We start from the raw sequence: 14906 nt of genomic DNA, 5'->3' as shown, positions 1-14906 counted from the left end.
ATGAGTCAACAATTAAATCATGACGCACAAGCACTTAGAGATTATAAGAAGCGTAAAAGTACAAAAGAAATGCGTATGCAAGTTACAAACTTCGCTATTATGATTTTTGTTACTTTTATTGCTTTCGCATTAGTTGCTGCTGAACTTCCTAAAGAGTTCGTTATACCGGTTATTTTAGGATTAGCAGTACTACAAGTTGTATTACAATTCTATTATTTCATGCATATGAAAGCTGAAAAACATGGTATATCAAAATTATTTATGATTACGGGTGTATTCTTCGGATTATCGTTCATCGTAACGTTTATTTACATCGTATGGTTAGGCGATCCGTTATTCGTAAAAACAAAATAATTTATAAAAGACTCGAGAACTTTGTTATATAAGTTCTCGAGTCTTTTTATTTGGTCATATCATTGTCATAACTATTTACATTGTTGGGTTGTTTAACGGTTGATTAAATTTTATAATGAAAGTAATCACTAAGTGGGGAAGTGTAAAGAGATGGGTAACTTAACCTCAATATCTATATTCGGTTTTTGGGCAAACTGGACGCCATTCTTTTTTGTAGGCGTATTATGTGTAATTATTTTATACTTTTTAATTTGTGGAAAATGGTATAAAGATATACCAGGAGGAAGACCTTTAAGAAAAGGTGAAGCGACACTTTTCGTTATCTTAATGCTAACGATATACTTATTAGAAGGTGGACCTTTTGATCTGCTTTCACATATCATATTTAGTTTCCATATGTTGCAAATGGCTTTATTATTTTTAATTGTAGTTCCATTGCTGTATTTTGCTATCCCAGAATATATCATCAAATATGTGGAAGAACTACCTGTAATCAATAAAATTGTTCAATTTTTTACAAAGCCGATATTAGCAATTTTTCTTTTTAACGGTTTATTCTCTGTATATCATATACCACTTGTGTTAGATACTTTAAAACAAGATCTTGTTTTGCATGAGTTATATACGATTATTTTATTCATAAGTGCATGGTTTATGTGGCATCCAATATTTAATAAACATATTCCTGAAGAACTGCACATGAGTAACATTAAGAAAATCTTATATATCTTCTTTATCGGTGTGTTGTTAACACCTTCATGTGGACTTATCATATTTAGCGGAACTGCAATGTATGAAACATACACGTCAGGTAAAGCATGGCTTGGTGCGATGACTTTATGTGTACCAGCTGATACATTAAATACAGTCGTTCAAGGAACAGGATTATCAGGTCCAGAATACTTTACGAATTTCACACCATTAGAAGATCAGCAAACAGGTGGCGTCATCATGAAAGTTATGCAAGAAATCGTGTTTGGTATTTATTTATATATCATTTTCATGAGATGGTTTAGGTATGAGAGAAAAAATGAAAAGCAAATCACTGAAGATAGCTTGAGAAAATTACAAGAGCAAAAAGCATTATATAATCAATTTAGATAGGATGTATGAAAATGAATTTACCAATTTTACCGACAATAAGTACAACTTTCATCGTATTAAGCGCTATTTTAGTTGCTATCGGATGGTACTTTATTGCACAACGAAAAATTGAAACACACAAAAAGTTTATGATATCTGCTGCAGTTGCGGCAGTCGTATTCTTTACCATTTATGCTAGTAGAACAGTATTTATTGGAAATACTTCATTTGGTGGACCGGATAATATCAAAATTTATTATACAATATTCTTGATATTCCATATAACACTAGCGACTGTCGGTGCAGTGATGGGAATCTATACGATATATTTAGGTTGGACGAACAAACTGGACAGACACCGTAAATTCGGGCCAGTAACATCTATTATTTGGTTCTTTACGGCTATTACAGGTGTTGCCGTTTATTTATTATTATATGTGTTCTATCACGGTGGAGATACAACATCTATGATAAAAGCAATTTTAGGACATTAAATTAAAACCTCTCGATTCGTTTGTAAAATGGATTGAGAGGTTTTTGGCATATATTATATTTTAAAGTCTGTTTTTATAAGACCAGATTCTAGTATTGTTTTGATAACGATTAAGAATAATGGTCCGATAAAGAATCCAATAAAGCCTAGTAATTTTAAACCGATAAACATGGATATTAAAGTAGGTAATGGAGATAAACCGACACCTGTACCGAATATTTTAGGTTCTAATATTTTTCTTTGAACGAGTAATATAACTGAAAGTATAATCAGCTGAATACCGAGCGTCGGATCTCCAACTATGTAAGCATAAATTGCCCACGGAATTGTAAAACCTGTTGCGCCAATAATCGGTAAAATATCTATAAACCATATAAATAAGCTGATGATAAACGCTGAGTCAACGCCGATAATCAGAAGACCAACGTATGTAAATAACCAAGTTATAAAGCTTAATACGACGGTAGCAGATATCATTCCAATGATTGAATGACCTATTTTATTGTATATTTTATAAACTTCATGATAAGTCGATGGATATAGATGTTGTTTAATAAATTTATGAATATTTGGTATTTCTAACATAAATAAGAACAATGCTACAAGAAACACTACAAGACTTATAATGAAACCTGGTAAAGAAGATACAACTTCTGTTATATTTTCAACGCTTAAATAATTTGCAATTGAATCTCTTAATGAAGCAACAAAGTTCTGCAGTTCTTTGTTGATAGTAACTGCCATTTCATCCGGTAAAATAGCTTTCATTTTGTCATTGTATTGTTCAATCACTGTGATGAGTATATTAATTTTATTAGGCAAATCTTTAATAAATAGCACAATCTGGTCTATTAATTTTGTTAAAAATAAAAATATAACAAATCCTGTTACCGATAAGAGTAACGTATAAATAATCGTTACGCTCCACTTCCGGCTTTTAATTTTATGTGTAAGTTTATTAACGAGCGGATTGAGTGCTAATGCGATAACAAGTGCTGTTATTAAAGGTATTGATATCGGTAAAATGAAATAAATAAATAGAATAGATAAAACTATAATGATAAATATGCTTATGTTTCGTTTGTTTATCCATTTTTTCATAATGATGACCTCTTTGCTCATTTATATATAAATAAAGAGACGTGAAATATCACGTCTCTACTCTGTTAGTATTATTTTAATTAATGCGCACCTAATGTATTTAATGCATTAATATCTGATGTGATACGTTCAATTAATAAGTTACAATGTGCAACTAAATTATCTGGATAAACTTCATCATCTCCGTATTCTACACCTGTTGGATAGTAGTGTTTACCGAGATATGGATCCATTAATTGAATTGTTGCGTTATTGGCACCGATGTCCCCTTTAAGTGCATAACCTGGAATTCTAAGGTAATAGACGCCTTCACTTATTTCATATTTGAAATCATAAGTAATACGTTCATAATCCCAATGTCCTCCAGCAATAAAACCATGTTTATTCATAACATCTTTTAATAGCTCTTGTTCAATGATAACCTTCTCAAGACCTGTATTATCAAATACCATGTATTTTTCCTCCCTCTAAGTACCTTTAAGTTTATTTTATGATAAAAGCGCCAATGTTGCAATGTACATTTATATTTAACAAATATGACAACATTTCGATTGATTTAGGTAAATGTTTTCCTGTAAAATGATATAATTGAATATAGGAATAAATGAGGAGGTAAATAGTTGAAAAATATTATCATAAAAGTTGTAGCAATAACTATTTTAATCATTGTACTCTTTTATTTATTCTATTCACCTAAATTAGAATTTGATGTTTTAAAGAATCCAAACTACTCTCATGATAAAGCAAATGAGAATTATTATGAGCAACAAGCCGAGAAATCAACTGGCAATGCAAAGTTGAAAGAAGGCGTAGGTACATATGTCTATAAAAATATTAAAGAAGTCATAAATGATTTAGGACAACCAGATAGGGTATATAAGGCAGAGCACGATAGAAAGAATTATGTCTTTAAAAATAAAGAGCATTATTATTTAATATCTACTAAAAATGATAAAGTCTCTTCAGTATTTGCTACAGGAAATAAAGTGAATGTTTCACCGATTAAAATGAAACAAGATGCAACAAAGATTTTTAATGGTACAAATATAGATATGGAACCAGTTGTTGAAAGTACATATGGTAAATATCAATTAGAATTATCTGAACGTGATATCAAGATACAATTACTGATTAAATATGGTAATGTTTATACACAAGTCTTAATTGATAGTGAAACAAATAAAGTGATGGGCATACAGTTTATGGATTCAGATGCTGTTATTGAGCGTGCACCATTTTCAATGACTAAAATAAAAGGTGATAAAGAGCACAAACTTAAGAGAACAGATAAACAAGACTTTCAAGCTCATATAAATAAAGATTTATCACTTCTTGAAATCGTTAATGAAATTAGAGAAATGAAAGATGTCAAACCATTACAGATTAATGATCAACTTACGTATATCACACAAATGGAAGCAGATTTAATTGAAGATGATATCGATGAGGAAGAGGCAGTTAAATCACTAGAAGATGGCATCACAAAACATATCAATAATCAAAATATTGAATATGAATCCATTAACCAAAATTTAGCTTACAATTTCTATGATGTACCAACACTTATCAATAGCTGGTTAAACAACAATACTTATAGGGAAAAGTTATTAGGTAGTCAATATGACGAATTTGGTGCTGGTAATTCTCGCGAATACTATTCACTTGTTTTCAAAGAAAATAAAGAATAAGGGGGATTCATATTATGTTTACTGCAGAAACAGTTGATATACTTGATCAATCAGATGAACTAAGCGCATGTATTAAAGATTCATATATTTATCAAGAATATATCGAAGCAAAACATCAACTTGAAACAAATTTTGAAGTTAAAATATTAAGACAAAAATTTGATCAAATAAAATCACATTATGATGATTGTTTAAGATTTGGCAGATATCATCCTGATTACAGTAGAGTCATGAAAGAAACAAGACAACAAAAGAGGGCATATGAAATACATCCAGTTGTTTCTGAATTTAAGACTAAAGAAACTGCATTACAAGATTTATTAGATGAAGTGATTAGCATTGTTTCTTATTCAGTTTCTAGCAATGTTAAAGTGGATACGGGTAATCCTTTCTTTAGTAGTGAATCACACGGTGGCGGTTGTTCTACTGGTGGCTCATGTGGATGTTCAACATAAAAAAGCTTTCCATTTGTCATTTGACAGATGGAAAGCTTTTTAAATTAGTATTGTTTTTTTATTAAGAAGTGTGCTGTATCTGGGCGATCAGTTACAATCGTATGTGCACCTTTTTGGATTAAATCGTCCATTGTATCGATTTGATTTACAACCCAATAAGCAACAGATATATTGAGTGATGTTAAAAATTGAATGAAACCTTCTGAGTCTAAAGGAAGGCCTTTAGCTTGCGTTGGAATTTGGAATGTATCAGATTTAGGTTGATACGTATGACCATATCCTGATTGATAAGCTAAGAACGCTTTAGCTACTTCACTTTGACCTGTACCTAATGCAATTGAATCTTGAGCATATAAATTAAAACGATCAATTTGTTCATCATAGAAACTTGTAATATTAACACGATCTTCAGCTTTAAGGTCTGTAATTAAACGATATAAGTGTGATGGTGCTAAACTACCACTATAAGATTCAGGATGGTCTTTAATATCTATATTTACTAAGACATCTGGATATTCAGTTAATAACTCTTTTAAAGTGACGATTTTAGCTTTTGCATCTCCTCTATAAGGATGCTCGTTATTAATATCTTTGAAGTGGTATCCGAAATCTAATTGGCAAAGTTCTTCTAATGTATGATCACCTACATACCCTGAACCGTTACTTGTACGATCAACAGTGTCATCATGTGTTACGACAAGTACTTCATCTTTAGTAAGTCGAACGTCTACTTCAAATCCAGTTACTTCGTATTTGAGTACATGATCAAAAGCTAAGCGTGTATGTTCTGGTCTTAACGCCATGCCTCCACGATGAGCGAATACATAAGGAGCTGGTTGTGTAAAGAATGGTTTAATCGTACGTGGTTTAACGTTTGATGTTGCTTTTGTCACAATCCAAGAACCCGCAACAATGCCTCCGATAAGACCTGTTGTTTTTAATAAATTAATTTTTGACATGTTATCCTATCCTTTCGAAATGCAAATAAAGACTTATATATATTCTATCAAATTGATTTAAGATAAGAAAGCAAGTCACATACGCTTGAAGTTATCTTCTTTCATCATTTTATAGAAAGTGCTAATATAAAAATAAAAAGCGTTAGGAGGTTATGTCGATGGAATTAGTAGAACGAATCAGTATTGTCGTATATTTAAAGAATATGAAACACGAACGACAATTACGCAAGTTTGGTAATATATACTTTGCACATAGAAAAGAACAATACGTCATGTTATATACAAATGAAGATAAAATAGATGACACTGTTCAACATTTAATGAAACTAAAATATGTTAAAGATGTAAAAGTTTCACCATTTAAATATGTTAAAAGAGATTACTCTAATTCAAATACGGACAAAAAAGAGTATTTAAACTTTTAACTACTGAAGCGGTGGCAAGTATCTTTCCAGTCTTAATACACCTTTTAAATAGGCGAAGTAAAGTTCATCTTCAGCGAAATCAGCACGAGATTTAACATCTAGCCCTTTAACTTGTATGTGATATGCATTTGCCCATTCATTGATTAAATCGAATTTCTTATTTGAATCAGGGTACGGATATTTAATACCTTCCATTATCATGTAAATCGCTTGAAATTGTTGACCTTTAGTAGGCTTCATTATGATACAAGCTGAAGATAGTTTCTCCTTAGATAATGGTGTATGTAACATAATAATGTCAGAAATACGTTCATGGTTATATTCGATTAACGTTTGAAATTCAAATAAATCAGTTAGACCATGACCGATGACGATAAATGATTGTTTCATTTTTATAAACCTCGTTTTCGTTTAAATACTATATGGATAAGTATAAATAATAATTAATAATAAAGAAAGTGATGATTAACATTGAGAGTAATAGGTGGAAAATACAAGAGACTTCATATAAAAACAATAGATGGTCAATCAACGAGACCGACAACAGATAAAGTGAAAGAGAATATCTTTAATGGCCTTCAAGATTTAGAAGGTATAGGGTTAGATTTGTTTGCTGGTAGCGGTGGACTTGGTATTGAAGGATTGTCTAGAGGTTTAGATAAAGTGATTTTTGTGGACGGTAATTTCAAAGCAACTAAAATGATAAAAGAAAATTTAAACACATTACATATACCTGAAACTCAATACGAAGTTTATAAAAATGATGCAATTAGAGCGTTAAAAGCTTTAAATAAACGCGATATTAAGTTTGATTATATATTTCTAGATCCACCTTATAGAAAATCGCTCATAGATCAATCATTAGAAAAAATTCAAGCGTTTGACTTATTAAATGTAAATGGTACAATAATTTGCGAATTTGATAAAAGCGAAGACATAGATAGGGGTGCGTTCAAAGTTCTTAAAAAGTATGAATATGGACTGACGCATGTTATGTTGCTAACAAAAGGAGAAGACAATGACTAAGAGAATAGCAGTTGTTCCAGGTAGCTTTGATCCAATAACATTAGGACATATTGATATTATTAAGCGTAGTGCTAAAATATTTGATGAGATTCATGTTTCTGTATTGAAAAATAGTTCTAAAAAAGGCTTATTTAGTACAGAAGAGCGTGTTGAATTAATTAAAGAAGCGGTACAAGATGTACCAAACATAGTGGTTCATTCATTTCATGGGTTACTTGTAGACTTTTGTAAAGAAATAAATGCTAACACGATTGTAAGAGGATTAAGAGCTGTTAGCGACTTTGAGTATGAAATGCAATTGACATCTATGAATAAAAAATTAGATGACGATATTGAAACATTATATATGATGACAAATAATCATTATTCATTTATAAGTTCAAGTGTTGTGAAAGAAGTTGCACAATTTGACGGCGATATTTCGGAATTTGTTCCTGAAAATGTGAATAAAGCATTGAAAGAAAAAATTAAAAATAAAGAGTCATAATAAAAAACGCATGCATATGTCATGCGTTTTTTATTATGACTGGTTTATTAAAATCAGTATCAGAATCACCTGAAATATATTGATATAAATCTGTTGCTTTAATTTCATTTGTGAAGTGAGCAACTGTTTGTTTATTAACATTTGTAACGATAGGTAATGGACATGTATCTTTAAGAGATTTTAAATAAGCTTGTCCTTTTTTAGACATTGCAAGTACACGTATGGCAGTTGGATTATATTCAGAAACTTGTTCATTCGTAACGTTTAACAAAATTGCGGTTAACAAGCGTTGTAATCTTGTCCACGTATATCTCTTAGATTTGAGCTTTTGGACAAACATTTCAAAGTTCGTACTATCTTTAATTTCTTTTTTAACTTTATATTCTAATCCTTCAGTCATCATATATATGTCTCGTAATTCTTCATGGGTATCTCTTAATATTGTCCATTTTAATAATGGGAAAAAGTGATCCCAGTTAACTGCATGAGCGTGCTTTAATATATTTGAACTAGTTGTCGGTAAACTTAATTGATATGTATCGTCCTGTCTGAAATAGGCGTTACGTATAGAAGTTGCACTTGAAATGTGTGTTGTTTCGTTTAAATGAGCATCTAAATACATATTATCTTTTCTTTGAATCGTTGTCGGTTCTATTGCTAAGTTATGCTGCATAATATGTTTCACATATTCAATTGCGAGTAAATTATTTGAACCTTTAAGCATTTGATTATGAGGTATTAATTCTGAAATAATTCTCGGGTGTGATTTCCCTTCTTTTAGCATTTGTTTGTATTTTCCACTTTTAGATACTTGTTCTATTTCTTTAATGACCTGTTTAATATCGTCAATATTTCCAGATTCGCTTCCGAAAGATAATGTGTCACATCCAAGTTGTTCTGCTATTTGAAGGCCTCCTTTAGCAAATAAATCACCAGATGATATGGCATATACAAGAGGTAATTCAATGACTAAATCTACATATTGAATGGCCATTTCGGCGCGCTTAAACTTACTTAAAATTGCTGGTTCTCCCCGCATTGTAAAAGAACCACTCATAATAGAAATTGCAACATCACTTTCGGTTAATTTTCTAGAAGATTCTGCGTGATATACATGCCCATTATGAAATGGATTATATTCTGTTATTAAAGCAACACTTTTCATTTGCATTTCCTCCCATTTCACTTCATCATAAGTATTGTATCAGATAATGAATGTTAAGAAAAAATCTTGACAAACATTGTCGTTAAGGTTACAATAATTTTTGTGTTTGTAAGAGGTGAACCCAGATGAAGTGGTCAATAACACAACTTAAAAAATACCAAAACGAACCATTTACTTTTGATAAAGAAATCGATATGAAATACCTAATTGAAAGGGTAGATGAACTTATCGATATATCTCCAATAAAAGTAACAGGAGACGTTCAAGTGCGAATGCATGAGATAATTGTCAATCTTGACATTAATGGTGTATTGACGTTACCATGTGCCCGTACTTTAAAGCCAGTAGAGCTACCATTTGATACTACATCAGTAGAAATATTTGAGCTAGATGAATTTAGTGAAAGTAATAATGATGATGACGAATTGAGACATAAACTCGAAGGCGGCATGATTAATTTATTACCAATCATTGAAGAACTTGTTATTTTAGAGAAACCGTTACAAGTATTCTCTGAAGGTAGCGAAGATATTTCAATGGCAGGCGATGGTTGGGAAGTTATTGGCGAAGATCAATTTGAGTCAACCGAAGATTCAGAACAAGAAACTGAAAAGAAAGTTGATCCAAGACTTCAAAAATTACAACAATTCTTCGATGACGAAAAATAATCGGAAAAGTGTTTATAAAATTTAAGGAGGAATAAGACATGGCAGTTCCAGCTAGAAGAACTTCAAAAACAGCTAAAAGAAAACGTCGTACGCATTTCAAAATCTCAGTACCAGGTATGGTAGAATGTTCAAACTGTGGAGAAATGAAATTATCTCACCGTGTATGTAAAGCATGTGGATCATACAAAGGTAAAGAAGTCGTTTCTAAATAATAATTAATATTTAAACACCTAAACTAAGGTGCTTAAGACTGTCATCAATGTCTTTGACTTTGTTGGCGGTCTTTTTTCGTATATAATATTTTTATATCATAATGAGAAGATGAGGCGTTACTATGGAAGAAATTACTTCAGTTCAAAATAATAAAATTAAACAAATGAATAAATTAAAAAAGAAAAAAGAACGTGTTAAACAAGGGCAATTTCTTATTGAAGGTTTTCATTTAATCGAAGAAGCTTATCATAGTCAACTGAATATCATTACATTATTAGCAGTAGATTATGCAAGAGTTGATGAGAAAATTGTTGACTATGCTAAGGAAGCATATGTCATTAATTTTAAAGTAGCAGAATCATTATCTGACACAACGACACCTCAAGGTATATTTGCGGTTGTCGAAATGCCTACATACGAAACGAGTAATTTTAAACAAGTCCTTGTATTAGATAGAGTACAAGATCCAGGTAATATGGGTGCATTGATTCGTAACGCTGACGCTGCAGGTATGGACGCTGTTATTTATTCAAAAGGAAGTGCAGATCCATATCAAGATAAAGTATTACGCGCTTCACAAGGTAGTGTCTTTCATTTACCAGTTGTTGAGCAAGATATATTTGAATTTATGGAACAATTTGATGGCGAAACTTACGGAACAAGTCTTCAAAATGCAGTTGAATATCGAGAAGTCAAAAGTCTTTCAAACTTTGCGTTAATTGTGGGGAATGAAGGTGCAGGCGTTGATCCAGCGATACTTGAACAAACGACTAAGAATCTTCATATACCACTATATGGCAAAGCTGAAAGTTTAAATGTAGCTGTATCTTGTGGTATCTTGCTTTATCATTTGAAAGGTTGACCAATTATATAATATTTAATATAATGTTTTCATAATCAATATGAGCTTACAAAAGGACGTAAATTAATGTTTACACATGACAAGGGAATGGATTCGAGACTGAAAAATCCTATGTTGTAACTTAATTTTTTTCATCTTTTTAGCTACTTAAAGAAATTTAAGTCGGAATGTAGATCCGTTATCAACATATAAGTGTATGCATAACTATGTATAAATTTGGGTGGTACCACGGAAGACTTCGTCCCTCTATATTTGAGGCGGCGGAGTCTTTTTTTCGACCAAAATAGGAGGATATATATGTCATTACGAGAAAAGTTATCTGAATTAAGACAAGATGCGCTTGTAAGAATTAATGAAGCAAAAGCAGAAAGATCATTACAAGACGTGAAAGTAAATTATTTAGGTAAAAAAGGCGTGATTACGGGCCTTATGAAAGAAATGAAAGAATTACCTAAAGAAGAAAGACCAGAATTCGGTCAACTTGTGAACGAAGTACGTAAAGCTGTTGAAAAAGAAATCGAAGCTAAACAAGTACTTTTAGAAGAGGAAGCATTAAACCAACAATTAGAGAATGAAACAATCGATGTAACGTTACCTGGTAGAAAAGTAAGTTTAGGTGCGAAACATCCACTAACTAAAATCAATGAAGATTTAGAAGATTTATTTATTGGTTTAGGTTATGAAATCGTTGAAGGTTATGAAGTAGAATCTGACTATTATAACTTTGAAGCACTTAATTTACCGAAGTCTCATCCAGCACGTGATATGCAAGATACTTTTTATATTTCAGAAGAAATCTTAATGCGTACACATACATCTCCTGTACAAGCGAGAACTTTAGAAAAACGTAATGGTGTTGGACCAGTTAAAATTATCTGTCCAGGTAAAGTTTACCGTAGAGACTCTGATGATGCGACGCACAGTCATCAATTCACACAAATTGAAGGTTTAGTCGTAGCTGAAAATATCAAGATGAGTGACTTAAAAGGAACATTAGAATTATTAGCACGTAAATTATTTGGTAAAGATCGTGAAATTAGATTAAGACCAAGTTTCTTCCCATTCACTGAACCATCAGTTGAAGTAGATGTGTCATGTTTCAAATGTAAAGGTAAAGGATGTAACGTTTGTAAACAAACAGGTTGGATAGAAGTTCTTGGTTCAGGAATGGTACATCCAAATGTATTAGAAATGGCAGGCTTTGATTCAAATAAATATTCTGGATTTGCTTTTGGTTTAGGACCGGATAGAATGGCAATGTTGAAATATGGAATTGAAGATATTAGACATTTCTATACAAATGACGTGAGATTTTTAGAACAATTTAAGCCTGTAGAAGATGGTGGTGAAGCATAATGTTAGTAAGTAAAGAGTGGTTAAGTGAATATATAAATATAGATGCTAATACTGAAGATTTAGCTGAGAAAATTACAAGAAGCGGTATTGAAGTTGATAGTGTTACACATTATGGAGACGATATTAAAAAATTAGTCGTTGGACATGTGCTTTCTAAAGAGAAACATCCAGAGGCAGATAAACTGAATATTTGTAAAGTGGATGTTGGTGAAGAAGAACCCGTACAAATCGTTTGTGGTGCACCAAATGTGGATAAAGATCAATATGTCATCGTTGTAAGAGTAGGTGGTCGTTTACCTGGTGGCGTTAAAATTAAAAGAGCTAAATTACGTGGTGAAGTATCAGAAGGTATGATTTGTTCATTACAAGAAATAGGTATTGATCCAAATGTTATGCCTAAAAAATATGCAGATGGTATTTACGTCTTCTCAAATGAACCAACGCCTGGTAGTGATGCACTAGAAGCATTATTGTTGAATGACGATGTATTAGACTTTGATTTGACGCCAAATAGAGCAGACTGTTTAAGTATGCTTGGTGCTGCGCATGAAGTGAGCGCATTATATGGCAATGACATACAATACCCAAATACTTCTTTAGATGAAACTGAAGAACAAGCTAGTCAATCATTATCAGCGACAGTTCAAGATCAAGAAGGTGTTCCATTTTATGCAGCTAGAGTTATTAAAAATGTAACAATTGCACCATCTCCATCATGGATGCAGTCTAGATTAATGAAAGCTGGCATCCGTCCAATTAACAACGTGGTAGATGTTTCGAATTACGTGCTTTTAGAGTATGGTCAACCGTTACACATGTTTGATCAAGATCAAATTGGATCAGATCAAATTGTTGCACGTTATGCACATGAAAATGAAAAAATCACAACATTAGATAATGTTGAAAGAGAACTACTAACTTCAGACCTTGTTATAACAAATGGTGAAGAACCAATTGCAATCGCTGGTGTCATGGGTGGCGATTTCTCAGAAGTTACAGAGAACACTCAAAATGTCGTAATCGAAAGTGCATTATTTAATGCTACAAATGTTAGACAAACATCAAGACGATTAGGCTTAAGAAGTGAAGCTTCAAGCAGATTCGAAAAAGGTATTGCGAGTGAAAGAGTACTCGATGCTTTAGATAGAGCAGCAAAATTATTACAAGATATTGCTGGTGGAACTGTGTTAAGTGAAGTTGTATCAGATGGTACTTTACCAGAATTGTCTCGTACGATAGACATTACAATACAAGATGTTAACCAATTAATCGGTTTTGATCTTTCTACAGATGAAATTAATACAATATTTAATCGTTTAGGATTTGAAACGATTGTATCTGGAGATGCCTTTAAAGTAGAAGTGCCATCAAGAAGAAATGATATTTCAATTAAAGCCGACTTAATCGAAGAGGTTGCGCGTATTTACGGATACGACCAATTACCTTCAACATTACCAAACTTTGATAATGCAACTGCTGGCTATTTAACAGATAACCAATTGAAGACACGAAAAGTTAAAGAAATTCTTGAAGGTGCTGGTTTAGATCAAGCTATTACGTATTCATTAGTTCGTAAAGATGTTGCTCAAAACTATACTTTAGAACAACAAGAAGTTGTAGAACTTATGATGCCTATGAGTGAAGATCAAGCTGTATTACGTCAAAGTTTATTACCTAGATTAGTTGACGCTACACGTTATAACGTTGCGCGTAAGAATAAAAACGTTGCTTTATATGAACTTGGTAAAGTGTTCTATAGTAACGGAAAAGATCAATTACCAACAGAAGTTGAATTTTTAAGTGGTATTTTAACAGGACAATATACAGGTAATAAATGGCAACAAAAAGATGAACCTGTTGATTTCTTCTTAGTAAAAGGTATTGTAGAACGTCTTGCAGAACAATTAAACTTAACGTTCACTTATGAAGCGACGACATTAGACTTATTACATCCAGGTAGAACAGCATACGTTAAATTAAATGATGAAGTTGTTGGTTTAATAGCAGAATTACATCCGAAAGTTGAAAAAGAAAATGACTTAGACCGCACTTATGTGTTTGAGTTAAACTTCACAAAAATCTTAGGACAACCTGTTGGCAAAATTGAATACGAAGCTATTCCAAAATTCCCAGGAGTTTCAAGAGATATTGCACTTGTGGTTAACACAGAAGTTACGGCAGCTACACTTATTCATACAATCTATGAAAATGGTGCAGATATATTAAATAACGCAGAAGTATTTGACGTTTACGAAGGCGAACATATGGAACCAGGCAAGAAATCGGTCGCAATTCGCTTAGATTATTTAGACGTAAATGAAACATTGACAGAAGATAACGTTTCAGCAGTACACGAGCAAATCTTAACAGCATTAGAACAAAATGGTGCAACATTAAGAGCATAAGATATAAAAAAAACACAGCAATCTGAAGGATCATATCAGATTGCTGTGTTTTTATATTATTTTTTTCGCTTGTTTGTTGAATTTGTCAGTTGTTTACCGATAAACCAAATTAAATAGCAAATAATGATTAGGGCAAGTATGACTTGCCAACTAAATGTGATAAGTA

The 14906-nt window shown here is 32.0% G+C and carries 18 protein-coding genes; 13 read left to right on the top strand and 5 right to left on the bottom strand.

The annotated features are described in order from the left end of the window. From MUA60_RS10545 to MUA60_RS10535, 3 genes are all read left to right on the top strand, one after another. Positions 1 to 354, top strand: coding sequence for a cytochrome C oxidase subunit IV family protein (locus MUA60_RS10545; RefSeq protein ID WP_037587459.1), 354 nt, complete (start codon positions 1 to 3; stop codon positions 352 to 354). 150 nt (positions 355 to 504) lie between these two features. After that, entirely contained in the window at positions 505 to 1458 is a 954-nt protein-coding gene (gene ctaG, locus MUA60_RS10540) for a cytochrome c oxidase assembly factor CtaG (RefSeq protein ID WP_262648198.1), read from the top strand. An 11-nt stretch (positions 1459 to 1469) separates the two neighbouring features. Beyond that, positions 1470 to 1931, top strand: a complete 462-nt coding sequence (locus MUA60_RS10535) for a DUF420 domain-containing protein (RefSeq protein WP_262648197.1) — start codon at positions 1470 to 1472, stop codon at positions 1929 to 1931. A 53-nt stretch (positions 1932 to 1984) separates the two neighbouring features. On the opposite strand, the gene ytvI is transcribed toward MUA60_RS10535, so the two are convergent. Both ytvI and MUA60_RS10525 read right to left on the bottom strand, forming a co-directional pair. Then, a complete protein-coding gene (ytvI, locus tag MUA60_RS10530; protein ID WP_262648196.1) occupies positions 1985 to 3031 on the bottom strand; it encodes a sporulation integral membrane protein YtvI in 1047 nt (348 codons plus the stop codon). A gap of 80 nt (positions 3032 to 3111) precedes the next feature. Next, positions 3112 to 3483, bottom strand: coding sequence for a YugN family protein (locus MUA60_RS10525; RefSeq protein ID WP_025904648.1), 372 nt, complete (start codon positions 3481 to 3483; stop codon positions 3112 to 3114). Between the two features lie 168 nt (positions 3484 to 3651). Between MUA60_RS10525 and MUA60_RS10520 the strand changes: the two genes are divergently transcribed. Together MUA60_RS10520 and MUA60_RS10515 are read left to right on the top strand one after the other, a co-directional pair. Then, positions 3652 to 4719, top strand: coding sequence for a CAP-associated domain-containing protein (locus MUA60_RS10520; protein ID WP_262648195.1), 1068 nt, complete (start codon positions 3652 to 3654; stop codon positions 4717 to 4719). Between the two features lie 14 nt (positions 4720 to 4733). Continuing rightward, positions 4734 to 5174 carry a YlbF/YmcA family competence regulator gene (locus MUA60_RS10515; protein ID WP_262648194.1) on the top strand — a complete coding sequence of 147 codons (441 nt, stop codon included), beginning with the start codon at positions 4734 to 4736 and terminating at the stop codon, positions 5172 to 5174. Between the two features lie 44 nt (positions 5175 to 5218). On the opposite strand, the gene MUA60_RS10510 is transcribed toward MUA60_RS10515, so the two are convergent. Beyond that, a complete protein-coding gene (locus tag MUA60_RS10510; protein WP_262648193.1) occupies positions 5219 to 6133 on the bottom strand; it encodes a glycerophosphodiester phosphodiesterase family protein in 915 nt (304 codons plus the stop codon). Between the two features lie 158 nt (positions 6134 to 6291). Here MUA60_RS10510 and MUA60_RS10505 point away from each other — a divergent pair, with 158 nt between their 5' ends. Next, the gene (locus MUA60_RS10505; RefSeq protein ID WP_037587474.1) at positions 6292 to 6558 is read left to right on the top strand and encodes a DUF2129 domain-containing protein; all 267 of its coding nucleotides are present in this window, start codon (positions 6292 to 6294) and stop codon (positions 6556 to 6558) included. On the opposite strand, the gene MUA60_RS10500 is transcribed toward MUA60_RS10505, so the two are convergent. Then, a complete protein-coding gene (locus MUA60_RS10500) occupies positions 6559 to 6948 on the bottom strand; it encodes a DUF7147 family protein (protein WP_262648192.1) in 390 nt (129 codons plus the stop codon). It abuts the gene before it with no gap. A gap of 81 nt (positions 6949 to 7029) precedes the next feature. Here MUA60_RS10500 and rsmD point away from each other — a divergent pair, with 81 nt between their 5' ends. Beyond that, a complete protein-coding gene (gene rsmD / locus MUA60_RS10495; protein ID WP_262648191.1) occupies positions 7030 to 7584 on the top strand; it encodes a 16S rRNA (guanine(966)-N(2))-methyltransferase RsmD in 555 nt (184 codons plus the stop codon). Next, positions 7577 to 8071 carry a pantetheine-phosphate adenylyltransferase gene (gene coaD, locus MUA60_RS10490; RefSeq protein WP_025904641.1) on the top strand — a complete coding sequence of 165 codons (495 nt, stop codon included), beginning with the start codon at positions 7577 to 7579 and terminating at the stop codon, positions 8069 to 8071. The genes rsmD and coaD overlap by 8 nt, the downstream gene beginning before the upstream one ends. A gap of 19 nt (positions 8072 to 8090) precedes the next feature. Here coaD and MUA60_RS10485 read toward each other — a convergent pair whose 3' ends face one another. Further along, on the bottom strand, positions 8091 to 9236 hold the full coding sequence (locus tag MUA60_RS10485; RefSeq protein WP_262648190.1) for a nucleotidyltransferase: 1146 nt from the start codon (positions 9234 to 9236) through the stop codon (positions 8091 to 8093). A 125-nt stretch (positions 9237 to 9361) separates the two neighbouring features. On the opposite strand from MUA60_RS10485, the gene MUA60_RS10480 reads away from it, so the two are divergent. The 5 genes from MUA60_RS10480 to pheT all read left to right on the top strand — a co-directional run bounded on the left by MUA60_RS10480 (position 9362) and on the right by pheT (position 14740). Then, positions 9362 to 9904 carry a YceD family protein gene (locus tag MUA60_RS10480; protein WP_262648189.1) on the top strand — a complete coding sequence of 181 codons (543 nt, stop codon included), beginning with the start codon at positions 9362 to 9364 and terminating at the stop codon, positions 9902 to 9904. Between the two features lie 38 nt (positions 9905 to 9942). Beyond that, positions 9943 to 10116 (top strand): 50S ribosomal protein L32, encoded by a 174-nt coding sequence (gene rpmF / locus MUA60_RS10475; protein WP_025904638.1) that lies wholly within the window; start codon positions 9943 to 9945, stop codon positions 10114 to 10116. A gap of 122 nt (positions 10117 to 10238) precedes the next feature. Continuing rightward, the gene (locus MUA60_RS10470; protein ID WP_262648188.1) at positions 10239 to 10979 is read left to right on the top strand and encodes a TrmH family RNA methyltransferase; all 741 of its coding nucleotides are present in this window, start codon (positions 10239 to 10241) and stop codon (positions 10977 to 10979) included. A 297-nt stretch (positions 10980 to 11276) separates the two neighbouring features. After that, the gene (gene pheS, locus MUA60_RS10465; protein ID WP_025904636.1) at positions 11277 to 12335 is read left to right on the top strand and encodes a phenylalanine--tRNA ligase subunit alpha; all 1059 of its coding nucleotides are present in this window, start codon (positions 11277 to 11279) and stop codon (positions 12333 to 12335) included. After that, complete coding sequence (pheT, locus tag MUA60_RS10460) at positions 12335 to 14740, top strand: phenylalanine--tRNA ligase subunit beta (protein ID WP_262648187.1); 2406 nt, start codon at positions 12335 to 12337, stop codon at positions 14738 to 14740. Before pheS ends, pheT begins: the two co-directional genes overlap by 1 nt. Positions 14741 to 14906 lie beyond the last annotated feature (166 nt).

This window comes from Mammaliicoccus sciuri, from assembly GCF_025561425.1.
GTDB classification, from domain to species: Bacteria; Bacillota; Bacilli; order Staphylococcales; family Staphylococcaceae; genus Mammaliicoccus; species Mammaliicoccus sciuri_A.
Note: the sequence above shows the minus strand (reverse complement) of the source record. Positions and strands in the feature narration are given on the sequence as shown.

What these genes read in the sequence shown, in the direction of transcription:
- MUA60_RS10545 (WP_037587459.1), top strand. Translation starts at nt 1, where the DNA reads ATGAGTCAACAATTAAATCATGACGCACAAGCACTTAGAGATTATAAG.
- ctaG (WP_262648198.1), top strand. Translation starts at nt 505, where the DNA reads ATGGGTAACTTAACCTCAATATCTATATTCGGTTTTTGGGCAAACTGG.
- MUA60_RS10535 (WP_262648197.1), top strand. Translation starts at nt 1,470, where the DNA reads ATGAATTTACCAATTTTACCGACAATAAGTACAACTTTCATCGTATTA.
- ytvI (WP_262648196.1), bottom strand. Translation starts at nt 3,031, where the DNA reads ATGAAAAAATGGATAAACAAACGAAACATAAGCATATTTATCATTATA.
- MUA60_RS10525 (WP_025904648.1), bottom strand. Translation starts at nt 3,483, where the DNA reads ATGGTATTTGATAATACAGGTCTTGAGAAGGTTATCATTGAACAAGAG.
- MUA60_RS10515 (WP_262648194.1), top strand. Translation starts at nt 4,734, where the DNA reads ATGTTTACTGCAGAAACAGTTGATATACTTGATCAATCAGATGAACTA.
- MUA60_RS10510 (WP_262648193.1), bottom strand. Translation starts at nt 6,133, where the DNA reads ATGTCAAAAATTAATTTATTAAAAACAACAGGTCTTATCGGAGGCATT.
- MUA60_RS10505 (WP_037587474.1), top strand. Translation starts at nt 6,292, where the DNA reads ATGGAATTAGTAGAACGAATCAGTATTGTCGTATATTTAAAGAATATG.
- MUA60_RS10500 (WP_262648192.1), bottom strand. Translation starts at nt 6,948, where the DNA reads ATGAAACAATCATTTATCGTCATCGGTCATGGTCTAACTGATTTATTT.
- coaD (WP_025904641.1), top strand. Translation starts at nt 7,577, where the DNA reads ATGACTAAGAGAATAGCAGTTGTTCCAGGTAGCTTTGATCCAATAACA.
- MUA60_RS10485 (WP_262648190.1), bottom strand. Translation starts at nt 9,236, where the DNA reads ATGAAAAGTGTTGCTTTAATAACAGAATATAATCCATTTCATAATGGG.
- MUA60_RS10480 (WP_262648189.1), top strand. Translation starts at nt 9,362, where the DNA reads ATGAAGTGGTCAATAACACAACTTAAAAAATACCAAAACGAACCATTT.
- rpmF (WP_025904638.1), top strand. Translation starts at nt 9,943, where the DNA reads ATGGCAGTTCCAGCTAGAAGAACTTCAAAAACAGCTAAAAGAAAACGT.
- MUA60_RS10470 (WP_262648188.1), top strand. Translation starts at nt 10,239, where the DNA reads ATGGAAGAAATTACTTCAGTTCAAAATAATAAAATTAAACAAATGAAT.
- pheS (WP_025904636.1), top strand. Translation starts at nt 11,277, where the DNA reads ATGTCATTACGAGAAAAGTTATCTGAATTAAGACAAGATGCGCTTGTA.
- pheT (WP_262648187.1), top strand. Translation starts at nt 12,335, where the DNA reads ATGTTAGTAAGTAAAGAGTGGTTAAGTGAATATATAAATATAGATGCT.